Raw genomic sequence first — 25,591 nt, forward strand, 5'->3', positions numbered from 1 at the left:
GCGGGGTCAGGCGGCGACGGACGCCGGCGCCGGGGCGGCGACGGGGACCGGGGGCTCGGCGTACACGGCCTCGTCCGGCAGGTGACGCTCCAGCCGGACCAGGGCCGCGGCGGCGCCGACCGCGGCGACGGCGAGCACGGCCCACGGCAGTCGGCCGTCGACGCTCAGCAGCGCGGTGAAGAGGGACGGCGCCAGCGCGCCGGCGAGGGAGTAGGACAGCTGGTAGGTGGCGAGGTAGCGGCCGCGCACCGCCTCGGGGGCGGCGGAGACCGACAGGGCGCCGCCGGAGGGGCTGTGGACCAGCTCGCCCACGGTGTAGACGACCACGATCGCCATGAGGGCGATCAACAGGCCGGTCGAGCCGGGGCGCACGGTCCCGAGCACGATCTGACCGACGAAGGCGGCGGCGAAAAGCAGCGACCCGAGGGCGGCGGAGCGGGTCCGACGGGCGCCGGAGCGCCGTACCCGGCTCGCGATCAGGACGCCCGCCCCGGCGCACAGCACGGTGTTGAGGGTGAAGGCGGCACCGGTGAGCGAGTCGGGGCCGCGCAGCCAGGTGGCGATGTACAGCGGGAAGAGGACCGAGAGGGCGGAGTAGCCGAGGGCGGTCAGGAAGTTGGCGGCGGCCAGGCCGAGGAAGGGGCGGTCGCGCAGCACCATCCGGTACCCGACGGCCGGGCGCCCCGCCCCCACGGCCCGCTCGGCCGCCGCGCCCGGGCCGCCCACCGGGCGGACCCGGCTGACGAGCAGTCCGGCCGCCGCGAAGGCGAGGGCGTTGGCCCAGGCGGTCCAGGAGAACCCGCCCGTTCCCCACAGGGCCAGCACGCCGGAGACGATCATCGCTCCGGCGCCCATCCCGGCGTTCTGCAGGGCCCGCAGGGACGCTTGGAGGCGGTCCCGGGCCCCGCCGCGCGCCACCTCGCCTATCAGCGACTGCTGGACGAGGGCGAAGGAGCGGTCGGCGAGGGCGGTGAACAGGGCGACGACCGCGAAGGCGGGCAGTGAGGTGGCGAAGGGGTAGGCGAGGAAGCCGAGCGTCCGGATCCCGTAGAAGACCAGGACGACGGGCTTGGCCCCGAACCGGTCGACGGCCGTGCCCGCGAGCGGCATCAGCGCCAGCCCCGCGAGGCCGGTGACGGTGAGCACCATGCCGACGGCGGCGAACGAGAGCCCGGTGACGTGCCGGAAGAAGACCAGCGTGAACGGTATGTACATGCCGATCCCGACGGCGTTGATCCCCGCCGCCACGAGCAGCTCCCGCTCCCCCGCCACCCGCTCCACTGCCGCCCGTCGCCGCTTCACCGACACGTCCGCTCCCCCAAGTAGGTTGTTAGGAAGTAGCTTACCCTTAAGCTACTTTCCGTCAAGCTACCTTCTTGCGATCTATCCAAGGGACTCGGGATACTGCGACGCATGAGCGAAAAGGACGCGGTCGACGCGATAGCCGCCCAGTGGAACGCGGTCCGCCCGGATCTGGACGTGACCCCCATGGCCGTCTTCGGCCGGATCTACCGGATCAGCAGGGCGATGGGCGACGCCATGGACCGGACGTACGCCCGCTACGGCATCTCCCGCGGGGAGTTCGACGTCGTCGCCACCCTGCGCCGGTCCGGCGAGCCCTACACCCTCTCGCCGCGCCAGCTCTCGGCCACGCTCATGCTCACCACGGGCGGCATGACCGGGCGGCTGGACAAGCTGGAGAAGGCCGGGCTGCTGCGCCGCAGCCCCGATCCGCACGACCGGCGGGGGCTCCAGGTGACGGTCACCGAGCGCGGCCTCGCCCTCATCGACGAGGCGGTCACCGCGGGGTTGGAGGTCCAGCGCGCGGGCCTCGAAGGCCTCGACGAGGAGGAGGTCACCACCCTCATCGCCCTGCTGCGCAAACTGCACGGCAGCCTCTGAGGGCACTGCGACCTCTGAGGGCTCGGCAGTCCCTGATGGCACGCCGAAAGGGCGCCGGAGGTCCACAGTGCCACCGGTACGTCACGCGTCAAGCGTCACGTACCGCGCTGCGGACCTCCGGCGCCCCGGAAGCCACGTCAGGTCCGACCCCGCGGGGCCGGCCCTACGTCAGTCGTACTGGTCCTACTGTTCCTGCGTCTTGCGCGACTTGTCGCCGACCATCACGAGGCCCGCGATGACCAGGAACAGCACGATCGGCGCGGCCACGAACAGGCCGAGCGTCTCGGCAATGCTCAGGCCCTTGCCCGGGTCGTCACCGTCGTCGCGGGTCAGCGCGAGCGCGGGAGACGTCATCAGCAGCATCATCAGCGTCGTTCCGGCCGTGACAGCGCCGGCGCGCAGAGCGTTCTTCTTGTCCACGGTGCAAACGTAGCGAACACCTAAACAGCGCGCGCGCCCGGGGGTGCCGTACGGGGGTGCGCGCCCTCCCGCACCGCGCTCAACAGGGCGTTCGCCCGGGGCGAGGCGGCGATCCGCTCCAGCGTGAGCGGCCGTCCGCTCCCGTCGGCCACCGGCAGCCGCCAATTGGGGTACTGGTCCCAGGTCCCCGGCAGGTTCTGCGGCCGCCGGTCGCCCACCGCGTCCGGCAGCCACACGCCGACCAACCGGGCCGGGGTGCGCAGCAGGAACCCGTACAGGGCCCGTACGGCGGCCTCCTCGCCCTTGGTGTCCAGACCGAGCCGGTCCAGCACCGCCAGCCACTCCTGCGTGTCCGCCGCGTCCTCGGCCCGCTCCAGCTCCGCCGGACGGGTCAGCAGGCCCAGCCGGTCGCGCAGTTCGACGTGAGCCCCCGCCAGTTTGGCGGCGGTGGGCGGCAGATCGTGGGTGGTGGCGGTGGCCAGGCAGTCCGCGCGCCAGTGCGCCGGCGCCAGCGGGGCGCCGCCGCCCGCCCAGTCGCGCTCGAACCACAGCACCGAGGTGCCGAGCACCCCGCGCCGGGCGAGCGCCTCGCGGACCCCCGGTTCCACGGTCCCGAGGTCCTCTCCGACGACCGGCGCCCCGGCCCGGTGGGCCTCCAGCACCAGGACCGCGAGCATGGCCTCGCCGTCGTACGAGACGTACGTGCCCTCCGCGGGCGGGGTGTCCCGCGGGATCCACCAGAGCCGGAACAGGCCCATGACGTGGTCGATCCGCAGCGCCCCGGCATAGCGGAACACCCCGCGCAGCAGATCGCGCAGGGGCGCGTAGCCCGAGGCCGCGAGCCGGTCGGGGCGCCACGGCGGCAGCCCCCAGTCCTGCCCGCGCGCGTTGAACGCGTCGGGCGGGGCCCCGACGCAGGCACCGGTGGCGTACGTACCGGGCGCGGCCCGCACGTCGGCGCCCTCGGGGTGCGCCCCGACCGCGAGGTCGTGGACGATGCCCACGGACATCCCCGCCTCCCGCGCCCCGCGCTGGGCGGCGGTGAGCTGCGCGTCGGTCAGCCAGGCCAGCCAGCCGTGGAAGGCGAGCTCCGCGGGCCCGGCCGCGGCGTCCGCGGGCCAGGTCGCGGGGTCGGCCCCGTACCGCTCCGCCAGCGCGCACCACTCGGCGTGCCGGGCCAGCGCGGGCCCGCCCTCCGCGCGGAACCGCTCCAGGGCGGCTTCGCGGTCCGCCTCGCGCGGGACGGTGTACAACAGCTCCAGGGCGGCCCGCTTGAGGGCCCACACCGCGTCCCGGTCGATCAGGGCGTCCTTCTCCAGCACCAGGCGGCGCAGCTGCCCACCCCGTGCGGCCAGCTCGGCCAGGGCCACCCGGTCCGGGCAGGCGGCGTACTCGGGGAGGTCCTCGATCCGCAGGTGCACCGGGTCGGGGAAGCGGCGCGAGGAGGGGCGGTAGGGCGAGGGGTCGGTCGGCGTGCCGGGGACCGCCGCGTGCAGCGGGTTGACCTGGACGAAGCCGGCGCCGTGGGTGCGCGCGGCCCAGCGCGCGAGCTGCGCGAGGTCCCCGAGGTCGCCCATGCCCCAGGAGTCCTCGGACAGCAGCGAATAGAGCTGCACCAGCAGCCCGTGGGCGCGCTCCGGCGCGGCCGGCGCCCGGTCCGGGGCCACGATCAAGGTGGCCGCGCCGGTCCGCCCGTCGGGCCGGGTCACCGTGATCCGGTGCACCCCCAGTGGCAGCCCGGCGGCCGGGAGCGGCCCCTGCGGCCCGATCTCCCAGACCAGCGGCTCGCCCGCCCTCCCCTCCTGCGCCTCCTGCGCCTCCGGCACCAGCCGGACCTCGGTGCCCGGCGGCAGCTCGGCGAGGCCGGCGGGCGGCTCGGCGCCCGCCCAGTGCACCAGCGTGACCGGCAGCAGCCGCTCCGCCGCCTCCCGCTCGGCGCGCGCGAGCGCGGCCCGCACCTCCTGCGGGGTCCCGGCGTCGACGCCCAGCAGCCCGAGCACGGCCACGACCGTCCGCTCCGGCACCCGGACCGTCACGCCCTCGGAGGGGTGGTACGAGGTGGCGACCCCGTGGTGGGCGGCGAGCCGGGCCAGGTCCATGCGTATCCCTCGGCTAACCCGCAGCGGCGGCGGGGGTGGTCGGCTCGCTGGTCAGCGGAGCCTCGTCGGTGAGCGGCGGTTCGCTGGTGAGCGGCGCGTGTGCGGTGTCGGCGAGCGGGGACTCGCTGGTCAGCGGGCCGAAGGCGGCGCCCTCGGTCACGGAGAGCCGCCGGGGCAGGTGGGCGAGCAGGGGCACGACGGACACGGCGGAGGCCGGTCTGGAGCGGGCGGGGCGGGCGGGCTGGTGGGTGGGGCGGGCGTTCACGGCGGTACTCCTCGCATGGCTGACGACGCGCGGGCGGAACCCGTTACGGGGAACACCGCAGCCCTACCCATCCGGCCGTGCCGCATTCCAGGCGTTCCCGACCAGAACGCCCGCCTCCGACGGAACCCGAGCCTCCGCGACGCGGCGGGCGTGCCCACCCCTTCGCCCTCGCCCGGGGGTCAGGACGCCGCCGCGCCGATGCGGGCCGGGTCGGAGGCGGCCACGCCGATGCGGTCGAGCGCGTCGGCGGCCCCGTACGGCTGGAGGTAGGGCATCCAGCACGGGTCCCGGTGCCCGGTGCCGATGATCCGCCAGGCCAGCCCCGACGGCGGGGCGGGCTGGTGGCGCAGCCGCCAGCCCAGTTCCAGCAGGTGCCGGTCGGCCTTGACGTGGTTGCAGCGGCGGCACGCGGCGACGACGTTGTCCCAGGCGTGCTGACCGCCCCGGCTGCGCGGGATGACGTGGTCGACGCTGGTGGCGACGGCCCCGCAGTACATGCAGCGCCCGCCGTCACGGGCGAAGAGCGCGCGCCGGGTGAGTGGAACGGGCCCCCGGTAGGGGACCCGCACAAATCGCTTGAGCCTGACCACGCTGGGCGCGGGGACGACCCTCGTCGAGCTGTGCAGGAAGGCGCCGGATTCCTCCAGGGAGACCGCTTTGTTCTCCAGGACGAGGACCAGCGCACGGCGGAGCGGTACGACGCCGAGGGGCTCGTACGACGCATTGAGGACCAGGACGTGCGGCACGGACTGCCTCCTTGTACGCCGGCGGCGCGTGGCTCGCGCCGGGACGATCTGCCTTCCAGTCTCTCCTCACCGCTGGTCGAAGCGCCACCACGCGCCCGTAACGGGTCGGAGGTGTTTTCGCCCACATCGGCCGCACGTCGGCGGCAGGTCGGTGACACGACGACGGCACATCGACGCCGTCCGGACGTGAGTCCCCTCTCTCCCCGGAACACGACAACGGGGTCACGGGGATTGCCCCGTTAGTGTGGTTGGTCTGCCCGCGCATCCGCCCGGACCCCGTCCGGGGGTGTCCTCGCCGGGCAGACCGCTACGCCTGGAGGTTCCTGCCGTGCCCTGGCCCGCCGCCCCGTATCCGCCGGCCGACGACGTACCCGTCGTGCCCCGCAACACCGAGGAAGCAACCCAGAGCGTCAACAACGCCGCCGGTTTCATCCAGGACAACTGGGCCGACTGGCTGTTCCTCGGCCTGAAGATCCTGCTGATCATCGTGATAGCGGCGGCGCTGCGCTCGGTGGTCCGCAAGTCGCTGACCAAGCTCATAGGCCGCATGAACCGCGGTGCGGAGGCCGTCGAGGGCACGGCCCTGGGCGGGCTGCTGGTCAATGCCGAGCGCCGGCGCCAGCGCTCCGAGGCGATCGGGTCGGTGCTGCGCTCGGTGGCGTCCTTCCTGATCCTGGGCACGGCCGGGCTGATGGTGCTCGGCGCCCTCGACATCAACCTCGGCCCGCTGCTGGCGAGCGCCGGTGTGGCCGGTGTGGCGATCGGTTTCGGCGCCCGGAACCTGGTGACGGACTTCCTGTCCGGCGTGTTCATGATCCTTGAGGACCAGTACGGCGTCGGGGACAAGATCGACGCGGGCGTGGCCTCCGGCGAGGTCGTCGAGGTGGGCCTGCGGGTCACCAAGCTGCGCGGGGACAACGGCGAGATCTGGTACGTCCGCAACGGCGAGATCAAGCGCATCGGCAACCTCAGCCAGGGCTGGTCGACGGCCGGGGTGGACGTCCAGGTCAAGCCGTCCGAGAACATGGGCCGGATCCGCGAGGCGATCCGGGGGGTCGCGGAGTCCATGGCGAAGGAGACGCCGTGGGACGAGCGGCTCTGGGGCCCGGTGGAGGTGCTGGGGCTGGACGAGGTGCTCCTCGCGTCAATGACCGTCAAGGTCTCCGCGAAGACCATGCCCGGCCAGCAGTTCTCGGTGGAGCGCGAGCTGCGCTGGCGGATCAAGGAAGCCTTCGACGACGCGGGCATCGGGATCGTCGGTGGACTGCCCGCCGCCGCGGACGAGGAGGACGCCGCGGACCCGTCGGCCGCGGTCGCCGCGCCGTCCGCGCTGGCGAACCCGGCCTCGCCGCAGTCGATGGCCACCACCCCCATCCCGCCCCCCGTCGGACCGGGAATGCCCCGCATCACCAAGTAGGCGGGCGGTCCGCGCAGCTCGCGCGGCCTCCCCACCGCTGCCCCCGCAGGTCGTTCCCCGCGGGGGCAGCGTCGTTGTCGCACCGCCATTGACATGGGCCGACAGCTGATAGGAAACTTACCTAACAGTTCACACCTGCGTCAGGGAGAGAACACCCCATGGCCAGCACCACCCCCGGAACCCCCAGTCTGCTGCGCGCGATGAACGACCGCGCCGCACTGGACCTGCTGCTGGCCCACGGCCCCCTGTCGCGGACCCGGATCGGCCGGCTCACCGGTCTCTCCAAGCCCACCGCCTCCCAGTTGCTGGCCCGGCTGGAAGCCCGGGGGCTGGTCGTGGCCACCGGCACCGCCACCGGACGCCCCGGACCCAACGCCCAGCTGTACGCGATCAACGCGCGAGCGGCGTACGCCGCCGGGCTCGACGTCACCCCGGGCCGCATCGTCGCCGCCGTCGCCGACCTCACCGGTGAGGTCGTGGGCAGCTGCGAGCTGCCCAACCCGGGCCCGGGCACCCCCGTGGTCGACCAGGTCACCCAGGCGCTCGGCGACGCCGTCAAGGCCGCCGGGCTCCAGCGCGGCGACGTCCACCGCCTGGTCATCGCCTCCCCCGGCTCCTTCGACCCGCGCACGGGGGTCCTGCGCTACGCCGACCACCTGCCCGGCTGGCACTCCCCCACCCTCCTGGAGGAGCTGGCGGCGGCGCTGCCCATGCCCGTCGAGTACGAGAACGACGTGAACCTCGCCGCCATCGCCGAGCAGCGCCTGGGCGCGGCCCGCGGCCACGAGGACTTCGTCCTGCTGTGGAACGAGGAGGGCCTCGGCGCCGCCCTGGTGATCGCCGGACGGCTGCACCGCGGCTGGACCGGCGGCGCGGGCGAGGTCGGCTTCCTGCCGGTGCCCGGACGGCCGCTGGTGCGCCACGTGACCCGGGAGAACTCCGGGGGCTACCAGGAGCTGGCCGGCGTGGAGGTGCTGCCCGCACTGGCCGCCGGGCTGGGCCTGGAGATGCCGTGGACGGAGCCGCCCGCGCCGGGCACTCCGGGGCACGCCGCCGAGGTGGCCAGCGCGGTGGCGCTGCTGGAGCGGGCCGCCGCCGAACCCACAGGAGCGCACCTGCGGCTGCTGGAGGCGTACGCCACGGCGCTCGCCACCGGTCTCGCCTCGCTGGTCTCCGTACTGGACCCGGAGATCGTGGTGCTCTCCGGTGCCGTGACCACCGCGGGCGGGGACCTGCTGCGCGAACTGATCGAGACCGAGCTCGCCGACCTCGCCCCGTCCCGGCCCCGGCTGGTCACCGGCGAGGTGCGCACACGGCCCGTGCTGCGCGGCGCGCTGGAGAGCGCGCTCGCCGCCACCCGCGACGAAGTGTTCGACACCTCCCGCTGATCCGCCCGCCCCACCGCGCCCCGGCGCGCCCCCGCAGACCAACGGCTCCACCGGCTCCACCGGCCCCACCTGCCGCACCGCCAGCTCCACCCGCACCACCCGCACCTCCCGCTTCTCCCGCTGGACCCCGACCGGACGTTCCCCGCGCAGAGAGAGACACCGCCATGCCCGGACGCACCCGCCGCCTCACCACCCTCGCGGCCGCCTTCGCCGCGATATCCGCCCTCGCCACCGGGTGTACCGGGCAGAGCGGCGCCGCCACCTCCGACGACCCGAACAAGGAGGTCACCCTCAACTTCTGGCACGGCTGGGTGGAGCCCCGTGAGGTCAAGGCCATCCAGGGCAGCATCGACCGCTTCCAGAAGGCGCACCCGAACATCAAGGTCAAGGTCATCGGCAACATGACCGACGAGAAGGTCAACCAGGCGCTGCGGGCGGGCGGTGCCAAGGCCCCGGACGTGGTGTCCTCCTTCAGCACCGACAGCGTCGGCAAGTTCTGCGCCTCCGGAGCCTTCGCCGACCTGACCCCCTTCCTGGCCAAGGCGGGCATCGACAAGACCAAGGTCTTCCCCAAGACCCTGCTGGACTACACCCAGTTCAAGGGCAACCAGTGCACGCTGCCGTTGCTGAACGACGCCTACGGCCTCGTCTACAACAAGACCGCCTTCACCGCCGCCGGGATCACCGAACCGCCGAAGACCTGGAGCGAGTTCGTCAAGGACGCGAAGCTGCTCACCAAAGAGCGCGGGGACAGCTACGAACAGCTCGGCCTGATGCCCACCTTCCACGGCTACGAGACCACCCCGATGCGGCTCGCCGCGCAGTGGAGCCCGACGTACTTCGACGCCGAGGGGAAGTCGAACCTGGCCAAGGACCCGGCCTTCGCCAAGATGCTGACCGCGCAGAAGGACCTGGTCGCCACGTTGGGCGGCTACGACAAGCTGGAGAAGTTCCGCACCACGTTCGGTGACGAGTGGAGCGCCGAACACCCCTTCAACAAGGGGCTGGTCGCCATGCAGATCGACGGCGAGTGGCGGGCCGACATGGCGAAGAACGCCGGGGTCGGCTTCGAGATCGCCACCGCGCCGCTGCCCGTGCCGGACGACCAGAAGGACGACTACGGCAAGGGCTACCTGTCCGGCACGATCATGGGCATCGCCTCCGGCAGCGCCAAGCAGAACGCGGCCTGGGAGCTGGTGAAGTACATGACCACCGACACCGACGCGGTGGTGGCCTTCGCCAACGACATCCACAACGTCCCCTCCACGCTGGCCGCGATGGATTCGCCGAAGCTCCAGGTGTCCCCGCAGTTCAAGACCTTCATCGACATCGCCAAGCACGCGAAGTCCAACACCACCCCGGCCCAGCCCGACGGCGGCACCTACCAGCTGACCTTCGCCGACTTCGCGTACGGGGTCGAGAAGGGTGCGGTCGGCGACCTCCAGGCCGGGCTCGCCAAGACCGCCCAGCAGATCGACACGGACATCGCGAAGGCCGAGTAGCCCACGATGAACCACACCCTGAGCGCGAAGCGGCGCAGGTCCGCCCTGCGGACCACGGCCTTCATGTCCCCGTGGCTGATCGGCTTCGCCGTCTTCTTCGCCTACCCGCTGCTGTCCACCCTGTACTTCTCCTTCACGAAGTACGACGGCTTCCGTCCGCCGGTCCTCAACGGGCTGGACAACTGGTCGTACATCTTCTCCGACTCCCCGCTCTTCTGGCCCGCGATGCGCAACACCCTGTGGCTGGTCGTGGTCATGGTGAGCTGCCGGGTGCTCTTCGGGCTCGGCGTCGGCCTGCTCATCACGAAGATCAAGACGGGGGCCGGGGTCTTCCGCACCCTCTTCTACCTGCCCTACCTGGCCCCGCCGGTCGCCGCGACCCTCGGTTTCGTCTTCCTGCTCAACCCCGGTACCGGGCCGGTCAACACCTGGCTGGAGGCGCTCGGGCTGCCCGCGCCGGGCTGGTTCACCGACCCCGACTGGTCCAAGCCCGCGCTGACCGCGCTGGCGCTGTGGGGGATCGGCGACCTGATGGTCATCTTCATGGCCGCGCTCCTCGACGTACCGAAGGAGCAGTACGAGGCCGCGGAGCTGGACGGGGCCGGGCCCTGGGCGCGGTTCCGGCACATCACCCTGCCGAACATCTCCCCGATCATCCTGTTCGCCGTGGTCACCGGGATCATCCAGGCCATGCAGTACTACACGCAGCCGCTGGTCGCGGGGAAGGTGGCGGCCGGCGTGATCGGCGGCTCCGGCCAGCAGTTCGAGCCGGGCTACCCGGACAAGTCCACGCTGACCCTGCCCCAGCTCATCTACAACGTCGGCTTCCAACGCTCCGACTACGGCACCGCCTGCGTGCTCGCGCTCGTCCTCTTCGCCCTCTCCATGGCCTTCACCGCGCTCCTGATGCGGCGCCGTGGCGGACTGATCGGAACCGGTGACTGAGATGGCCGTGACCACCGGCACGACCGTGCCCCCGAAGACGGCCCCGCCCGCCGCGCCGATCGGCCCGGCGGCGGCCCGCCACCGCCGCAAGGAGGTGCTGCACTGGATCGCCGTGCACTCCCTCGGCGTCGCCGCCGCCCTCTTCTTCGTCCTCCCCTTCGTCTTCCTCCTCCTCACCTCGCTGATGAGCGACCAGCAGGCGCTCACCCGCGACCTGTGGCCCCGCACCTGGGAGTGGGGCAACTACGCCAAGGTGTGGCACACCCCCGGGTTCCTCCTGTGGTGGCGCAACACCCTGCTGTACGCGGGGCTCGGAACGCTGCTGACCGTGGTGTCCTCGGTGCCCGTCGCCTACGCCCTCGCCAAATTCCGCTTCCGCGGCCGGCGGCTCTCGCTGCTGCTGGTGATCTCGATGATGATGCTGCCGCCGCAGGTGGTGGTCATCCCGATGTACCTCTTCTGGGCCAAGCAGCTCGACCTGTCCGGGACGCTCTGGCCGCTGATCATCCCGATGGCGTTCGGGGACGCCTTCTCCATCTTCCTGCTCCGCCAGTTCCTGCTGACCATCCCGGACGAGTACCTGGACGCGGCGCGGGTCGACGGCTGCGGGGAGCTGCGGACGCTGCTGCGGGTCGTCCTGCCCATGGCCAAGCCCGGCATCGCCGCCGTCGCGCTGTTCCAGTTCTTCGCCGCGTGGAACGACTACTTCGGCCCGCAGATCTACGCCTCCGACAACCCGGCCGCCTGGACCCTCAGTTACGGACTGGAGTCCTTCAAGGGCTCTCACCACACCAACTGGAACCTGACCATGGCCGCGACCGTGCTGGTCATGGCCCCGGTGATCGTCCTCTTCTTCTTCGCCCAGAAGGCGTTCGTCGAGGGCGTCACCCTGACCGGAGTGAAAGGCTAGGAAAAACATGAAACTCGCAGTAGTGGGTGGCGGTTCCACTTACACCCCCGAACTGATCGACGGGTTCGCCCGGTTGCGCGACACCCTGCCGATCGGCGAGCTGGTGCTGATCGACCCCGCAGCCGACCGACTGAAGCTCGTCGGCGGGCTGGCCCGGCGGATCTTCGCCCGCCAGGGCCACCCCGGGACGATCACCACGACCTCCGACCTGGACGCCGGGGTCGCGGACGCCGACGCCGTCCTGCTCCAGCTGCGCGTGGGCGGACAGGCGGCCCGCCAGCAGGACGAGACCTGGCCGCTGGAGTGCGGCTGCGTGGGCCAGGAGACCACCGGCGCGGGCGGGCTCGCCAAGGCGTTGCGTACGGTTCCGGTCGTCCTCGACATCGCCGAGCGGGTCCGGCGCACCAACCCGAACGCCTGGATCATCGACTTCACCAACCCCGTGGGGATCGTCACCCGCGCCCTGCTCCAGGCCGGGCACAAGGCGGTCGGCCTGTGCAACGTCGCGATCACCCTCCAGCGGCAGTTCGCCTCGCTGCTCGACGTGCCCCCCAGTGAGCTGCACCTGGACCACGTCGGCCTGAACCACCTCACCTGGGAGCTCGGGGTGCGCCGCGGCGGCCCCGACGGGGAGGACCTGCTGCCGCGGCTGCTCGCGGAGCACGCGGACGCGGTCGCCGCCGATCTGCGGCTGCCGCGGGCGGTCCTGGACCGGCTCGGCGTCGTGCCCTCGTACTACCTGAAGTACTTCTACACGCACGACGAGGTGGTCCGGGAGCTGGGCGAGAAGCCTTCGCGGGCCGCCGAGGTGGCCGCGATGGAGCGGGAACTCCTGGCGATGTACGGCGATCCCGCGCTCGACGAGAAGCCGGCACTGCTGGCGAAGAGGGGCGGCGCCTTCTACTCGGAGGCCGCGGTGGACCTGGCGGCGGCGCTGCTGGGCGACGGCGGCAGCCCCGTCAGTTCCATCCAGGTGGTGAACACGCTGAACAACGGCACCCTGCCGTTCCTCGCGGACGACGCCGTCATCGAGGTGCAGGCGCGGGTGGACCGCTCCGGCCCGGTGCCGCTGGCCGTGCCCCGGCTGGACCCGCTCTACGCGGGACTGATCGCGCACGTCACGGCGTACGAGGACCTCGCGCTGGACGCCGCGCTGCGCGGCGGTCGCGAGCGCGTGGCCAAGGCGCTGCTCGCGCACCCGCTGGTCGGGCAGTTCGACCTGGCCGAGGGACTGACCGACCGGCTCCTCGCGCACAACAAGGAGCACCTGGCATGGGCGTGAGGGGCACCGTGCTGCTGGCCGTCGACGCGGGCAACAGCAAAACGGACCTCGCCCTCGTCGACGCGGACGGGTCGGTGCTCGTCACCGCGCGCGGGCCCGGCTTCCGCCCGCAGGCGGTCGGCGTCGCGGCGGCCTTCGACGCGATCGCCCCGGCCCTGGAGGAGGCCCGGGCGAAGGCCCGGGCCCTCGGCCTGCCGGTGGGTTCGGCCCACTTGGCGGACCCCGACTCCGACTCCGGTTCCAGTTCCGGTTCGGGTTCCGGTTCCGTGGACGGGGTCGCCCACGTGTCGGCCTGTCTGGCGGGCGCGGACCTCCCGGTCGAGGAGGAGGCGCTGACCGAGGGCCTGCGGGCCCGGGGGTGGGGGCGGACCGTCGAGGTCCGCAACGACACCTTCGCCATCCTGCGGGCCGGTCTGGTGGGCAGCGGGCCACCGCTGGGGGTCGCCGTGGTCTGCGGCGCCGGGATCAACTGCGTGGGCATGCGCCCCGACGGGCGCACCGCCCGCTTCCCGGCGCTGGGCCAGCTCTCCGGCGACTGGGGCGGCGGGGGCGGCCTCGCCGCCGAGGCGATGTGGTGGGCGGCCCGGGCCGAGGACGGGCGGGGCGGTCCGACCGCGCTGGCCACGGCCCTGCCCGAGCACTTCGGGCTGACGTCGATGACCGAGCTGATCGAGGCCGTGCACCTGGGCGCTATCGCCCCGGAGCGTACGCACGAGCTGGTCCCGGTGCTCTTCGCGGTGGCCGGGGCCGGTGACCCGGCGGCGCGCGCGCTGGTGGAGCGGCAGGCGGACGAGGTCGTGGCCCTGGCCGCGGTGGCGCTGGAGCGGCTCGACCTGCTGGAGGAAGAGGCGCCCGTACTGCTGGGCGGCAGCGTCCTGGCGGCCGGGCACGCCCGGCTCAACGACCGGGTCGGGGCGGGGCTCGCCGAACGGGCCCCGCTGGCCCGGGTGTCGGTGGTGACCGCGCCGCCGGTGCTGGGCGCGGGGCTGCTGGGGCTGGACGCGATCGGTGCGCCGGCTGCCGCGTACGGAAAACTCCGTGCCCATTTCGGGTGAACCCGCCCCGAGCCGGGTCATGTCTGGAACTGTGGCGCCCGTAGGAACGTATTGACGGTGAAGGGGTGCCGGGGGGCACATCACTTCAAGATCCAGCACCGGGTGCTGTGCTGAGCCGTCAGTACGGCCATACTGCTCCCGAGCAGTCCACGACCGAGGGGGAGGTCACGGTGGCCATCACATCGCGCGCACCCGCGTCCGCGCCCACGACCACGCCCGGCCCCGTCGGGCCCGCCGGCGGCGGCGGCCCGGCGCTGCCGGGGCGGCGCAGCGCGTGGGCGGAGGGCGTGGAGCGGCTGCGGGAAGCGGCGACCACCGAGCCCGGGCGGCTGCGGATCATCGGGGCGGCCCTGGCCGCGCTGGTGCTCCTCTTCGGCGTGGTGACGGTCTGGGAGATCTCCGACCGGTCGGGCGCCGCCGACGACGTGGTCGGCCGCAGCCAGCCGCTCAGCGCGGACGCGGCGAGCATCTACCGCTCGCTGGCCGATGCGGACACGGCGAGCTCCAGCGGGTTCCTCGCCGGCGGTCAGGAGCCGCGCGAGGTCCGCGAGCGCTACGAGAAGGACATCGCGAACGCCTCGCGGCTGCTGGTCAACGCCGCGGCGAACACCGGCGGCGACGAGGAGTCCCGCAAGGAGATCGCGCTGCTCGGCGAGCAGTTGCCCCGCTACACCGGCCTGATAGAGCAGGCCCGGGCCACCAACCGGCAGGGGCTGCCGCTCGGCGGGGCCTACCTGCGCTACGCCAACGAGCAGATGAGCACCCAGCTGCTGCCCGCCGCGCAGCGGCTCTACCGGGCGGAGACGGACCGGCTCTACCAAGACTACGACGACGCCCGCGCGTTCCCCGTGGGCTCCTTCGGTACGGGCCTGCTCGCCATCGGGGCCCTGGTCTGGGCCCAGCGGCGCAACTACCGGCGCACCCACCGCGTCTTCAACCACGGGCTGCTGGCGGCGACCGCCGCTTCCACGGTGGTGCTCCTGTGGCTGGCCGTGGGGCACACGGTCGCCCGGACCGAGCTGAGCGAGGCCCGCTCGGGCGGGCAGGAGTCGCTGAAGGTGCTCAATGACGCCCGGATCTCCTCGCTCCAGGCGCGGGCCAATGAGAACCTGACGCTGATCGCGCGGGGCGCCGTCCTCGCCGACGACAAGAAGTCCGACAAGTACGACGTCGACTTCACCAAGAACATGAAGGACCTCGACGCGGGCCTCGCCAAGGCCGCGGAGCTCGCCGACGACACGAGCGGCCGGACGCCCGTCGCGCATGCCGTCGAGGGCGTGACGCAGTGGAAGCAGCGGCACGCGGCCGCCCGGGAGACCGACAACAAGGGCGACTACGACCTCGCGCTGCCCCAGGTCATCGGGGGCAAGGACAGCAGCGGGGCGTCCTTCGACACGGTGGACGCCTCCCTGGAGCAGGCCGTCGCGCACGAACAGCAGGAGTTCACCCGGGCCGCCCGCGCCGGACTCGGCGCCCTGGGCGGTCTGGTCACGGGCGGGGCGGCGCTGGCGGTCCTCGGAGCGGCGGCCGCGCTGCTCGGCATCGGGCGCAGGCTTTCGGAGTACAGGTGATGCGGATGCGAGGGCTGCGGGTGGAGCGAGGCGACGGCGGCGGGCAGGTCCCGCGGCGGCTGCGCGGCTGGGGCGGGGTGAGCGCGATGGCCGCCGCCTGCGCGGTGACGGCGGCCGCCGTCCTGCTGCCGCTGGCCCAGGCCGCCCCGGAGTCGGGGCGCGGCGGCACGGTCCAGCAGGGCGTCGCCGCGCCAGCGGTGGCGCCGGCCGCGCCCGCCGTGGACGAGACCTGCCAGGACCCGGAGGCCAGCCTGCGGCCGGCGGGGGTGGACGGAGCGGCCATCGCCCGGATCAAGGCGGCGGGCAAGCTCGTCGCCGGCGTCGACCAGAACAGCTTCCGCTGGGGCTACCGCAATCCGGTCGACGGCAAGCTCGACGGCTTCGACATCGCCCTGGTGAAGGCGATAGCGAAGGACATCCTGGGCGACGAGAACGCGGTCATATACCGGGCGATCCCGACCAGTCAGCGCATACCCGCGCTGGTGGAGGGCCGGGTCGACATCGTCGTACGGACCATGACGATCAACTGCGCCCGGCTCAAGGACGTCGCCTTCTCCACGGCGTACTTCGAAGCGGGCCAGCAGGTGCTGGCTCCCAAGGGCTCGCCCATCACGGGCTACGACGGCTCCCTCAAGGGCCGCAAGATCTGCACGGCGGCCGGTTCCATCGCCGAGAGCAAGCTCAAGGAGAACGGTTTCGGCTCGGTGTCGGTCACGGTCCCCAACCAGCTGGACTGCCTGGTCCGGCTCCAGCTGGGCGAGGTCGACGGCATCATCACGGACAACGCGCTCGCGGCCGGCCAGGCCGCGCAGGACCCGACGGTCAAGCTGGTCGGATCGCCCTTCACCAAGGAGTTCTACGGCGTCGCGATGAACAAGGACGCCTCGGATCTGGTGCGCCGGATCAACAAGGTGCTGGACAACTACCGGGCGGGCGGTGACAGCAGCCAGTGGATCAAGGCCTACCGCACCCACCTGGAATCCGTGCTGCCCGGCATCCCCGGCCCGCCGACGCCCAAGTACCGGGACGGCTGAGCGCCGTGGCGGGAACAGAAGGAGCCGGGCCCGGGGTGATGGACCGGGACGACGTCGACCGCGCGCTGACCCGGCTCGACGCGGAGCACGAGGCCGTCGAGACCTCGCTGCTCGCCCTCCAGGACCACGCCGGGCGCCGGCTGCTGGAGGGCGCCGCCCTGGTCGGGATCACCCGCGAGCGGTGGGCCGCCGCCGACGCCGCCATCACCCGCCTGTGGACCTACTTCGACGCCTACAGCGGGGCGCTCAACGCTGCCCGTGAGCTGCGCGAGCGGCGCCGCTGGCCGAGCCGCGAGGACCTGGTCGAGCTGACCGAGCGGCTGCGCGGCGCCGGGGTGATGATCGCGGGCGGTGCGGTGGAGGGTGCCCAGCTGGCCGAGCGCTTCTCGCTCGCCGAGCTGGTCGCCCGGATGAACGAGCTGTACGCGTCCTCGCTGGACATGGTGGTGGCCGCCGACGCGGTGTGGTCGGCGCTGCCCGCCCGGATAGACCTGCTCGCCGCCGAGCTGCACCGCACGCGCTCGCTGGCGCACTCCGTCGGCGTCCGCCCGGGCGCACACCCCTCGGGCGACGACCTGGAGGCGATCACCGCCGAGCTGGCGGAGCTGCGCGCCCGGGTCATCGAGGACCCACTGGCCTTCTGGACGCCCACCCAGGGCAGTTCGGCGCCGGGTGGCGGGCGCCCGGACACCGCCCGCTACGACCGGGCGGCGCGCGCGCTGGAGGACGTCCGGCGCGAGGTGGAGGCGGTGCTGACCGTGCGGCAGGACGCCGAGCAGCGGCTGATCAGCCTGCGCGACGTGCTGTCGCGGGCCGACCGGACGCTGTCGGAGGCGCGGACCGCGCGCGGCGAGGTGCTGGCGAAGATCGCGGCCTCCGAGGTGCCCGCGGTCAGCGGACCGCCGACCGTGCTCCAGGAGCAGCTCGCGGCGGCCGCCGATTACCGGCGCCAGTCCCAGTGGCACCGACTGTCCCCGCTGCTGGAGTCCTTGGAGGCCCGGGCCGAGGAGGAGCTGCTGCGGGCCCGCGCGTCGTTGACGGCCGTGACCGCGCCGCTGGCGGTGCGGGCCGAATTGCGGGGCAGGCTGGACGCGTACCGGGCGAAGATGACCCGGCACGGAACGGCGGGAGACCCCTTGCTCGTTGAGCGGTACGACGCGGCCCGGCGGATGCTGTGGAGCGCGCCCTGCGACCTACGGGCCGCCGAGCAGGCCGTCCTGCGCTACCAACAGGCGGCCGCCGAGTCATTGGTGCCGCAGCAGGACCGGCCCGTCGGGCCGGGGAAGGAAGACGCATGAGCCTGATCGGGACTCCGTGCGGCCGGCCCGGCTGCCCGGGCACGTACGAGGACATGGGCGGCGGGGAGCTGTACTGCGACACCTGCGGACTGGCGCCGCTGCCGAGCGCGGTACCCGCCGCCTCGACCGGTGCCGCCTCGACCGGTGCCACTTCGACCGGCGGCGCATCGGCCGCCGCGGGTTCGCCCGGAGCCGCCTCGGCCGGCGCCGGCGAGCTGGTGTCGCCGCCGACCGGGATGACCAGCGCGGCGCGGGGCGCCGGAGCACGCGGCTCCCAGGGCTCGCAGCCCTCGGCGCGCGGTTCCGGCTCGGCCCGCTCCGCGCGGTCCTCGCGCTCCTCGTCCTCCCGGCGTTCGGTCTCGGGGCGGCTCTCGCGCGCCCTGTCCGGGACCGCCGCGTCCAGCCGTTCGGTGTCGGTGCGCAGTTCGGGCTCGGCGTCCGGGCCTTCGGGCCGCGGGCGGCTCGGCGCCGGGCTGGTGGCCGTACCGGAGGTGCCGCGCCCCGATCCCTCGGCCGCGGTGCTGGAGAACCCGGAGGTGCCGGAGCGCAAGCGGTTCTGCTCGAAGTCGGACTGCGGGGCCCCGGTCGGTCGGGCGCGCGGCGACCGGCCGGGCCGGACCGAGGGATTCTGCACCAAGTGCGGGCACCCCTACTCCTTCGTGCCCAAGCTGGCCTCGGGCGACGTGGTGCACGGCCAGTACGAGGTGGCGGGCTGCCTGGCGCACGGCGGCCTCGGCTGGGTGTACCTCGCCGTGGACCGCGCGGTCTCGGACCGCTGGGTGGTCCTCAAGGGCCTGCTGGACACCGGGGACCAGGACGCGATGGCCGCGGCCATCTCGGAGCGGCGCTTCCTGGCGGAGATCGAGCACTCCAACATCGTGCGGATCTACAACTTCGTCGAGCACCTCGACCAGCGGACCGGCTCGCTGGACGGCTACATCGTGATGGAGTACGTCGGCGGCAAGTCCCTCAAGGAGATCGCCAACGAGCGGCGCCGGCCGGACGGGCGGCGCGACCCGCTGCCGGTCGAGCAGGCCTGCGCGTACGGCATCGAGGCGCTGGAGGCGCTCGGCCACCTGCACAGCCGCAACCTCCTGTACTGCGACTTCAAGGTCGACAACGCGATCCAGCAGGCCGACCAGCTCAAGCTGATCGACATGGGCGCGGTCCGCCGGATGGACGACGAGGAATCGGCGATCTACGGCACGGTCGGCTACCAGGCGCCCGAAGTCGCCGAGCTGGGGCCCTCGGTGGCCTCCGACCTCTACACCGTCGCGCGCACGCTGGCGGTGCTGACCTTCGACTTCCAGGGCTACACGAACGTCTTCGTGGACAGCCTGCCGGACCCCGACCACATCGAGGTCTTCCGGCGCTACGAGTCCTTCTACCGCCTGCTGGTGCGGGCCACCGACCCGGATCCGGGGCGGCGGTTCGCCTCGGCGCAGGAGATGGCCGACCAGCTGACGGGCGTGCTGCGGGAGGTGGTCGCGCTCCAGACGGGCCGGCCGCGACCACAGCTGTCCACCCTGTTCGCGCCGGAGGTGCAGGTCACCGACACCCTGCTGTTCGCCGAGGAGGCCGGGGCCGCGGTGTCCCGCCTCGGCGCGCGGGACGTGACCTCGCGGCGCGGTGGACTGTTCGGCCGGCGCCGCCCGGCGCCCGCCCCGCCCGCGGCCGTGGGGAGCGGCCACGGCGCGGTGTCCGCGGTGACGGCGACCGCCCCGGCTGCCGCGGTGTCCGTCGTGGGCTCCGTGGTGCCCGTCATGGGCGCCACCCCGGTGCCCGCGCTGGCGACGACGGCCACGCACATGACGGGCGGCCCGGGGAACCTCCAGGTCCCCGCGAGACCGGATCCGGCCGGGGCGTCCGTTCCGGCGCCACGGGCCGCCCCGCTCGTGGCCCCGCCCGCCGTACGGGCGTACCCCGCCGGGGTGCCCGGATCCGCGGCGCTCGCCGGGCTGGACGCCCGGGGCACCGCACTGGCCCTGCCGGTGCCGCTGGTGGACCCGGCCGACCCCAATGCCGGTTTCCTGGCCGCGCTGCTGGCGTCCGCTCCCGCCGACCTGCTGGGGGCGCTGGGAGCGGCGCCCGCCGACTCCGCCGAGCTGCGGCTGCGCGCGCTGCGGGCCCACCTGGAGCTGGGCGAACTCGCCGTGGCGGGCCAGACCCTGACCGAGCTGGAGGTCCACCACCCCGACGACTGGCGGGTGGTGTGGGCGCGCGGGATCGCCTCCCTGGCCGCCGGGGACGACGAAATAGCGGCGCTGTCCTTCGACGCGATCTACGACGCCTTCCCCGGCGAACCCGCGCCGAAGCTGGCGCTGGGCCTGTGCGCGGAGGTCCTGGGCCAGTTGGACAATGCCGCCGAGTACTACAGCCTGGTCTGGGTCACCGACCCGGGCTTCGTGAGCGCGGCCTTCGGGCTGGCCCGGGTCCAGCTGGCCGCCGGTGACCGGGTCGCGGCCGTGCGGACGCTGGAATCCGTACCCGAGTCGTCCATCCACTACACGGCCGCGCGGGTGGCGGCCGTACGGGCACGCTTGCGCGACCGCTCCCCCGAGGAGCCGCTCCTGGACGATCTGCGGGCGGCCTCCGGGCAGGTGGAGGCGCTGCGACGGTTCGGTCTGGACGCCGTGCGCTACGAGGTGCTGACGGCGGAGGTTCTGGGCTCGGCGCTCGACTGGGTACTGTCGGGTAGCCGGGGTCCTGACCCCGGCCGGACCTCGCTGCTCGGCAGCCAACTGGACGAGCGGGGGCTGCGCTTCGGCCTGGAACGCTCCTACCGGGTCCTGGCCCGTCTGGCGCAGCGGGGCGAGGAGAGGATCGAACTGGTGGAACGGGCAAACCGTTTCCGTCCACGGACGTGGGTGTGAGTGATGTCGATGCATCGGCCGTCGGGCTGCCCCAGCTGTGCGGAACCGCTGGAAGAGGGTGACCTCTTCTGCGGGGTCTGCGGATACGCCCTGTCCGCGGATCCCCCGCCCCCGGACGACCACCCGACGGTCGCCCTGACGCCCCCCGGCCGGGCGGCGGTCCGGCCCGACTTCCCGCCGTCGGCCGGCACGCCGGAGCCCTCGGGCCCCGCGGGCTGGTCCGACGCGTCGCACGTCGCGGGCCCTGCGCCCGCGCCGGCGCTGTACCCGCCCGGGCAGACGGCCGCTTCCGGTTCCGGTTCTGCTTCCGGTTCCCGGGCCGGGGCGGCCGCGGGGAACGCCGGGTACGGCGCGGGATGGTCGGCCACGGCCGGGGCCACCGCTCCCGTGCCGACCCTCGTCGACGAGCCCGCCGGGTGGGGCGCCGCCGCGCCCGACGGGGCGACCACCGACCACCCCGGAAGCGGTGCGACCGCGGCCGCGGGAACGGCTGCCGTCCCGGCCGCGGGTTCGCCCGCGCCCGCGGCGGGGACCGGCCCCGGCGGCGAGCCGACCGGCAAGACCTGCGTCGCCTGCCGCGCGGGCCGCGTCGACACCGACGGCTACTGCGAGCACTGCGGCCACGCCCAGCCCCGCGAGCGGGACCACCTCGAAGAGGAGCTCGGCAGCGTCGCCGCCGTCAGCGACCGCGGCCTGCGCCACCACCGCAACGAGGACTCCTTCGCGGTCGCGGCCACCGCGCTGCCCGACGGCAGCGCCGCGACCGTCGCCATCGTCTGCGACGGCGTGTCCTCGGCCAGCCGCCCCGACGAGGCCTCCGCCGCCGCGGCCGTGGCCGCCAACGAGGCCCTGCTGGATGCGCTGCCCCGCGGCGCACTGCCCCAACAGGCCATGCACGAGGCGATCCTGGCCGCCGCCACCGCCGTCAACGCCCTGGCCCCGGAGGTCCCCGGCGCCCAGAACGCCCCCGCCTGCACCCTCGTCGGCGCGGTCACGGCGGGCGGGCTGCTGATCATCGGCTGGGTCGGCGACAGCCGCGCGTACTGGGTGCCCGACGACCGCTCCGCCCCGCCCGCCCGCCTCACCGAGGACGACTCCTGGGCGGCCCAGATGGTCGCGGCGGGTCTGATGAACGAGGCCGAGGCCTACGCCGACGCCCGCGCCCATGCCATCACCGGCTGGCTCGGCGCCGACGCGTACGAACTGGAGCCGCACACCGTCGCCTTCAAGCCCGACCGGCCCGGCGTCGTGGTCGTCTGCACCGACGGCTTGTGGAACTACGCCGAATCCGCACAGGACATGGCGCGGGTACTGCCCGCCGATGCCGCCGCCCGACCGCTGCACAGCGCACAGGTGCTCGTCGGCCACGCCCTGGACGGCGGTGGCCACGACAACGTGACCGTGGCCGTGGTGCCGTTCGCCGTGCCCGAGGCGGCCGCCGCACCCGCCGCCTGACCTCTCGCCAACCAGCCCGACGCACACCCGAGGAGACCGTCCTGATGGCGAACTTCGCCAAGCCGAGCGCACCGCGCTTCACCGTGGAGGTGTACCAGAACGAGTTCCTCCCGGTGGGCGGGCAGGACGTGCACGCCATCGTGACGGTCACGTCCACCGGCGGCGCGGCCGCGACCCGCGTCGCGACCCCGGGCAGCGGCGCAGCCGTCGTGATCATGGTCGACTGTTCGGGTTCCATGGCGTACCCGCCCGCCAAGATGACCGGCGCCCGGGAGGCCACGGCGGCCGCGATCGACACCCTGCACGACGGGACCTCCTTCGCCGTGATCGCCGGTACGCACGTGGCCCGGGAGGTCTATCCCGGCCAGGGCCGCCTCGCGGTCGCGGACCCGGTCACGCGCGCCCAGGCCAAGGGCGCCCTCGACGCCCTCACCCCCGGCGGCGGCACCGCGATCGGCACCTGGCTGCGCCTCGCCGACGGCTTGCTCCGCCAGTCCCCCGCCACCATCCGGCACGGCATCCTGCTGACCGACGGCCGCAACGAGCACGAGAGCCCGGAGCTGCTGCGCACCACCCTCGACGCCTGCGCCGGGCGGTTCACCTGTGACGCCCGCGGGGTGGGCACCGACTGGGAGGTCAAGGAGGTGACCGGCATCGCGAGCGCGCTGCTCGGCACGGCCGACATCGTGGCCGATCCGGCCCACCTGGCCGAGGACTTCACGCTCATGATGGAGAACGTCATGGGCAAGGAGGTCGCCGACGTCGCGCTGCGGCTGTGGAGCCCGGTCGGCGCGGAGATCCAGTACGTCAAGCAGGTCGCGCCCGCGGTGCAGGACCTGACCGACCGCCGCACCGCGGCCGGCCCGCGCGCCGGTGACTACCCGACGGGTTCCTGGGGCGACGAGTCCCGCGAGTACCACGTCTGCGTCCGGGTGCCCGGCGCCTCCGTCGGCCAGGAGATGCTCGCCTCCCGGGTCTCCCTGGTCCTGCCGGGCCGGGAGGGCGAGGCGGCCACGATGCTCTCCGAGTCCCAGGGGCTGGTCCGCGCGGTGTGGACGGACGACCTGGCCGCCTCCACCGCCATCAACGCGCAGGTGGCCCACTACACCGGCCAGGCCGAGCTGGCCGAGGTCATCCAGCAGGGCCTGGAAGCACGCAAACTGGGTGATATAGACGGCGCCACCGCCAAACTCGGCCGTGCCGTGCAGCTGGCCGGTGTGTCCGGGAACGAGGACACTGCGAAACTGCTGGCAAAGGTGGTGGATGTCGTGGATGTCGCTGCGGGTACTGTGCGGCTGAAGGCGAAGGTCGCCGACGCCGACGAGATGACCCTCGAAACGCGGTCGACACAGACCGTTCGAGTGAAGCGAAACTGACGTCCCGACGCAGGGAGAAGGGGGAACGGCCGACATGCCGACCTGCCCGAACGGGCACCAATCGGTCTCCGACGACTGGTGCGAAGTATGCGGTCACCGCATGGCCCCCGCGGGTGGCCACGAGCCTCCGGCGCCGCCCTCCTACGACTACGGCAGCTTCCCGATGGCCGGGGGCGAGCCCACCGCGCAGGCGGAGCTGTGCCCGCAGTGCCGGACCCCGCGCGAGGCGATGGCCCCGTATTGCGAGGAGTGCCGCTTCAACTTCCTGACCCGGACGGCGACCTCGTACACGCCGATCGCCCCGAACCCGGCGACCACCCCCGGGCCCGCCCCGGTCCGTGGTCCCGGTCCGGCCGGGACCACGGGCGCGCAGCCGCTGCCGACCGCGGAGGCCTCGTACGCCCAGGACCCCTACGAGTACCGCGATTCGCGACCCTCGCAGGTCAACCGGCCCGCCGAGTCCTTGCAGCGCGAGGACGACTGGGTGCTGCCGCCGCCGGTGCAGGAGCAGCCGCCGCAGCCGCAGCCGCAGGCCGAGTACCGCCCGACGTACCAGCAGCCCGAGCAGGTCCCGATCCCGCCCCAGGGCGGCGCCTGGACCGCGACGATCGGGCCCGACCGGTCGTACTTCATGGCCATGATGCAGCGCAGCGGCCCCGAGGCCTCGGGGCTCAACCTGCCCGCGTACTCACCGGAGCAGCACCTCCCGCTGTCCGGCGGCCAGATCACCATCGGCCGCCGCCGCGCCTCCACGGGCGAGTCCCCGGACGTCGACCTGTCGGTGCCCCCGGAGGACCCGGGCGTCTCGCACGCCCACGCGGTCCTGGTCCAGCAGCCCGACGGCAGCTGGGCCGTGGTGGACCAGAACTCCACCAACGGCACCTACATCAACGGCGGCGAGGACCCGATCCAGCCCTACGTCCCGGTCCCGCTGCGCGACGGCGACCGCGTCCACGTCGGCGCCTGGACCACGGTCACCGTCCGCCGGGGCTAGGACCGGCCTCCGGGTCGTCTCCCAGGGGCCAGACGTACGGTCCCTGGGGGTCGTCCAACCAGGACCACTGGCCCTCGTCGGTGACCGTCACGCCGAAGCGCTCGCGCGGCGGGCGGTCCTCGCGGCGCCATAGGTCCAGGGCCTCGCGGGGGTGCAGCACGCCCGCCGTGAGGATCAGCATGAACTGGAAGCGCTCGTTCTCCAGCAGCTCGTACGGGAGCCCGCCCGCCACCCACGGGGGCGAGGCGCCCGCTCCGCGCAGCGGGACGAAGTACGCCGAGGTGTGCAGGAACCGCCCCTCCGCGAAGCCGGCGTCCCGCACCCGCAGGGCGATCAGCCCCGTCGACAGCGGCGCCAGCACGCGCGCGCCCGGGCGGCACTGGGGCAGCCAGGCGGCCGGGATCAGCGGCAGGGTGCAGGTGACGATGATCCGGTCGAAGGGGCCCCGGGCCGGGCATCCGCGCGCCCCGTCCCCGGTGACCACGGCCGGGTGGTAGCCGAGCAGGGCGAGGTGGGCCCGGGCGGATTCGGTGATCTCCTCGTCCAGGTCGACCGTGGTGACCAGGTCCTCGCCGAGCCGGTGGCACAGCAGCGCCGCGTTGTAACCGGTGCCGGCGCCGATCTCCAGCACGTTGTTCCCGTCCCGGACCTCCAGCGCGTCCAGCATCCGCGCCATGAGGGAGGGCTGGCTGCTGGAGGACACCAGCTCGCCGTCGCGCAGCCGGGTCGCGAGCGGGGCGTCCGTGTAGACCCCGCGCAGCCAGCGGGCCCGGTGCTCGGGATCGGGGTCCTCGGCCCAGAGCCGCTCGTGGCCCGCGCCGCGGCCGGTCCAGAAGAAGGGGACGAAGACGTGCCGGGGCACGGCGGCGAAGGCCGCCAGCCAGGCGGGGTCGGTCAGCACCCCGGCCGCGGTCAGCTCCCGCACCTGGGCCGAGTGGGCCGTCTCCCGCAGGTCCCGGGTCGCTCTGGTCTCCGTACCGCCCATGGTTCCACTGTGCTGCCGACGCCGCGGCGCCGCCCGTCGGCCGGGCATGGGCCGGGCATCGGCCGGGCGCCCGG

At 73.7% G+C, this 25,591-nt stretch carries 21 protein-coding genes; 15 read left to right on the top strand and 6 right to left on the bottom strand.

All coding sequences use genetic code 11. The features are described from left to right. Positions 1 to 6: 6 nt before the first annotated feature. On the bottom strand, positions 7 to 1,308 hold the full coding sequence (locus ACIBEA_RS36380; RefSeq protein WP_399267493.1) for an MFS transporter: 1,302 nt from the start codon (positions 1,306 to 1,308) through the stop codon (positions 7 to 9). A gap of 105 nt (positions 1,309 to 1,413) precedes the next feature. Between ACIBEA_RS36380 and ACIBEA_RS36385 the strand changes: the two genes are divergently transcribed. Then, positions 1,414 to 1,902, top strand: coding sequence for a MarR family winged helix-turn-helix transcriptional regulator (locus ACIBEA_RS36385; protein ID WP_399267494.1), 489 nt, complete (start codon positions 1,414 to 1,416; stop codon positions 1,900 to 1,902). Positions 1,903 to 2,085: 183 nt separating this feature from the next. On the opposite strand, the gene ACIBEA_RS36390 is transcribed toward ACIBEA_RS36385, so the two are convergent. The 4 genes from ACIBEA_RS36390 to ACIBEA_RS36405 all read right to left on the bottom strand — a co-directional run bounded on the left by ACIBEA_RS36390 (position 2,086) and on the right by ACIBEA_RS36405 (position 5,432). Next, a complete protein-coding gene (locus ACIBEA_RS36390; RefSeq protein ID WP_399267495.1) occupies positions 2,086 to 2,322 on the bottom strand; it encodes a hypothetical protein in 237 nt (78 codons plus the stop codon). A 20-nt stretch (positions 2,323 to 2,342) separates the two neighbouring features. After that, positions 2,343 to 4,421 carry a 4-alpha-glucanotransferase gene (locus tag ACIBEA_RS36395; RefSeq protein ID WP_399267496.1) on the bottom strand — a complete coding sequence of 693 codons (2,079 nt, stop codon included), beginning with the start codon at positions 4,419 to 4,421 and terminating at the stop codon, positions 2,343 to 2,345. A gap of 13 nt (positions 4,422 to 4,434) precedes the next feature. Further along, the gene (locus ACIBEA_RS36400; protein WP_399267497.1) at positions 4,435 to 4,686 is read right to left on the bottom strand and encodes a hypothetical protein; all 252 of its coding nucleotides are present in this window, start codon (positions 4,684 to 4,686) and stop codon (positions 4,435 to 4,437) included. Positions 4,687 to 4,865: 179 nt separating this feature from the next. Then, positions 4,866 to 5,432: an HNH endonuclease gene (locus tag ACIBEA_RS36405; RefSeq protein ID WP_399267498.1), complete on the bottom strand. Its 567-nt coding sequence runs from the start codon at positions 5,430 to 5,432 to the stop codon at positions 4,866 to 4,868. Between the two features lie 376 nt (positions 5,433 to 5,808). Between ACIBEA_RS36405 and ACIBEA_RS36410 the strand changes: the two genes are divergently transcribed. The 14 genes from ACIBEA_RS36410 to ACIBEA_RS36475 all read left to right on the top strand — a co-directional run bounded on the left by ACIBEA_RS36410 (position 5,809) and on the right by ACIBEA_RS36475 (position 24,532). Beyond that, complete coding sequence (locus tag ACIBEA_RS36410; protein ID WP_399267573.1) at positions 5,809 to 6,849, top strand: mechanosensitive ion channel family protein; 1,041 nt, start codon at positions 5,809 to 5,811, stop codon at positions 6,847 to 6,849. 158 nt (positions 6,850 to 7,007) lie between these two features. Further along, complete coding sequence (locus tag ACIBEA_RS36415) at positions 7,008 to 8,237, top strand: ROK family transcriptional regulator (RefSeq protein ID WP_399267499.1); 1,230 nt, start codon at positions 7,008 to 7,010, stop codon at positions 8,235 to 8,237. Positions 8,238 to 8,401: 164 nt separating this feature from the next. Then, positions 8,402 to 9,739 (top strand): ABC transporter substrate-binding protein, encoded by a 1,338-nt coding sequence (locus ACIBEA_RS36420; protein ID WP_399267500.1) that lies wholly within the window; start codon positions 8,402 to 8,404, stop codon positions 9,737 to 9,739. A gap of 6 nt (positions 9,740 to 9,745) precedes the next feature. Then, positions 9,746 to 10,684, top strand: coding sequence for a carbohydrate ABC transporter permease (locus tag ACIBEA_RS36425; protein ID WP_399267501.1), 939 nt, complete (start codon positions 9,746 to 9,748; stop codon positions 10,682 to 10,684). Position 10,685: 1 nt separating this feature from the next. Beyond that, positions 10,686 to 11,594 carry a carbohydrate ABC transporter permease gene (locus tag ACIBEA_RS36430; RefSeq protein WP_399267574.1) on the top strand — a complete coding sequence of 303 codons (909 nt, stop codon included), beginning with the start codon at positions 10,686 to 10,688 and terminating at the stop codon, positions 11,592 to 11,594. Between the two features lie 7 nt (positions 11,595 to 11,601). Beyond that, positions 11,602 to 12,876: a 6-phospho-beta-glucosidase gene (locus tag ACIBEA_RS36435; RefSeq protein WP_399267502.1), complete on the top strand. Its 1,275-nt coding sequence runs from the start codon at positions 11,602 to 11,604 to the stop codon at positions 12,874 to 12,876. Then, the gene (locus tag ACIBEA_RS36440) at positions 12,867 to 13,931 is read left to right on the top strand and encodes an N-acetylglucosamine kinase (RefSeq protein WP_399267503.1); all 1,065 of its coding nucleotides are present in this window, start codon (positions 12,867 to 12,869) and stop codon (positions 13,929 to 13,931) included. The genes ACIBEA_RS36435 and ACIBEA_RS36440 overlap by 10 nt, the downstream gene beginning before the upstream one ends. A 170-nt stretch (positions 13,932 to 14,101) precedes the next feature. After that, a complete protein-coding gene (locus ACIBEA_RS36445) occupies positions 14,102 to 15,502 on the top strand; it encodes a hypothetical protein (protein ID WP_399267504.1) in 1,401 nt (466 codons plus the stop codon). After that, positions 15,502 to 16,536 carry a glutamate ABC transporter substrate-binding protein gene (locus tag ACIBEA_RS36450; protein ID WP_399267505.1) on the top strand — a complete coding sequence of 345 codons (1,035 nt, stop codon included), beginning with the start codon at positions 15,502 to 15,504 and terminating at the stop codon, positions 16,534 to 16,536. The genes ACIBEA_RS36445 and ACIBEA_RS36450 overlap by 1 nt, the downstream gene beginning before the upstream one ends. 38 nt (positions 16,537 to 16,574) lie before the next feature. Continuing rightward, a complete protein-coding gene (locus tag ACIBEA_RS36455; protein WP_399267506.1) occupies positions 16,575 to 17,834 on the top strand; it encodes a hypothetical protein in 1,260 nt (419 codons plus the stop codon). Then, positions 17,831 to 20,707 carry a tetratricopeptide repeat protein gene (locus ACIBEA_RS36460; RefSeq protein WP_399267507.1) on the top strand — a complete coding sequence of 959 codons (2,877 nt, stop codon included), beginning with the start codon at positions 17,831 to 17,833 and terminating at the stop codon, positions 20,705 to 20,707. Before ACIBEA_RS36455 ends, ACIBEA_RS36460 begins: the two co-directional genes overlap by 4 nt. 9 nt (positions 20,708 to 20,716) lie before the next feature. Further along, the gene (locus ACIBEA_RS36465) at positions 20,717 to 22,162 is read left to right on the top strand and encodes a PP2C family protein-serine/threonine phosphatase (protein WP_399267575.1); all 1,446 of its coding nucleotides are present in this window, start codon (positions 20,717 to 20,719) and stop codon (positions 22,160 to 22,162) included. Positions 22,163 to 22,206: 44 nt separating this feature from the next. Then, positions 22,207 to 23,538, top strand: a complete 1,332-nt coding sequence (locus tag ACIBEA_RS36470) for a VWA domain-containing protein (RefSeq protein ID WP_399267508.1) — start codon at positions 22,207 to 22,209, stop codon at positions 23,536 to 23,538. Between the two features lie 34 nt (positions 23,539 to 23,572). Beyond that, the gene (locus ACIBEA_RS36475; protein ID WP_399267509.1) at positions 23,573 to 24,532 is read left to right on the top strand and encodes an FHA domain-containing protein; all 960 of its coding nucleotides are present in this window, start codon (positions 23,573 to 23,575) and stop codon (positions 24,530 to 24,532) included. Here ACIBEA_RS36475 and ACIBEA_RS36480 read toward each other — a convergent pair. Then, positions 24,513 to 25,517, bottom strand: coding sequence for a methyltransferase domain-containing protein (locus ACIBEA_RS36480; RefSeq protein WP_399267510.1), 1,005 nt, complete (start codon positions 25,515 to 25,517; stop codon positions 24,513 to 24,515). The two genes, ACIBEA_RS36475 and ACIBEA_RS36480, sit on opposite strands and share 20 nt — an antisense overlap. Between the last annotated feature and the right edge of the window lie 74 nt (positions 25,518 to 25,591).

The sequence above is a fragment of the Streptomyces sp. NPDC051555 genome, assembly GCF_044454405.1.
Taxonomy (GTDB): domain Bacteria; phylum Actinomycetota; class Actinomycetes; order Streptomycetales; family Streptomycetaceae; genus Streptomyces.

Coding starts and splice junctions, on each gene's coding strand:
- ACIBEA_RS36385 (WP_399267494.1), top strand. CDS start 1,414: ATGAGCGAAAAGGACGCGGTCGACGCGATAGCCGCCCAGTGGAACGCG.
- ACIBEA_RS36480 (WP_399267510.1), bottom strand. CDS start 25,517: ATGGGCGGTACGGAGACCAGAGCGACCCGGGACCTGCGGGAGACGGCC.
- ACIBEA_RS36455 (WP_399267506.1), top strand. CDS start 16,575: ATGGACCGGGACGACGTCGACCGCGCGCTGACCCGGCTCGACGCGGAG.
- ACIBEA_RS36430 (WP_399267574.1), top strand. CDS start 10,686: ATGGCCGTGACCACCGGCACGACCGTGCCCCCGAAGACGGCCCCGCCC.
- ACIBEA_RS36395 (WP_399267496.1), bottom strand. CDS start 4,421: ATGGACCTGGCCCGGCTCGCCGCCCACCACGGGGTCGCCACCTCGTAC.
- ACIBEA_RS36420 (WP_399267500.1), top strand. CDS start 8,402: ATGCCCGGACGCACCCGCCGCCTCACCACCCTCGCGGCCGCCTTCGCC.
- ACIBEA_RS36440 (WP_399267503.1), top strand. CDS start 12,867: ATGGGCGTGAGGGGCACCGTGCTGCTGGCCGTCGACGCGGGCAACAGC.
- ACIBEA_RS36450 (WP_399267505.1), top strand. CDS start 15,502: ATGCGGATGCGAGGGCTGCGGGTGGAGCGAGGCGACGGCGGCGGGCAG.
- ACIBEA_RS36460 (WP_399267507.1), top strand. CDS start 17,831: ATGAGCCTGATCGGGACTCCGTGCGGCCGGCCCGGCTGCCCGGGCACG.
- ACIBEA_RS36415 (WP_399267499.1), top strand. CDS start 7,008: ATGGCCAGCACCACCCCCGGAACCCCCAGTCTGCTGCGCGCGATGAAC.
- ACIBEA_RS36425 (WP_399267501.1), top strand. CDS start 9,746: ATGAACCACACCCTGAGCGCGAAGCGGCGCAGGTCCGCCCTGCGGACC.
- ACIBEA_RS36435 (WP_399267502.1), top strand. CDS start 11,602: ATGAAACTCGCAGTAGTGGGTGGCGGTTCCACTTACACCCCCGAACTG.
- ACIBEA_RS36470 (WP_399267508.1), top strand. CDS start 22,207: ATGGCGAACTTCGCCAAGCCGAGCGCACCGCGCTTCACCGTGGAGGTG.
- ACIBEA_RS36475 (WP_399267509.1), top strand. CDS start 23,573: ATGCCGACCTGCCCGAACGGGCACCAATCGGTCTCCGACGACTGGTGC.
- ACIBEA_RS36465 (WP_399267575.1), top strand. CDS start 20,717: ATGCATCGGCCGTCGGGCTGCCCCAGCTGTGCGGAACCGCTGGAAGAG.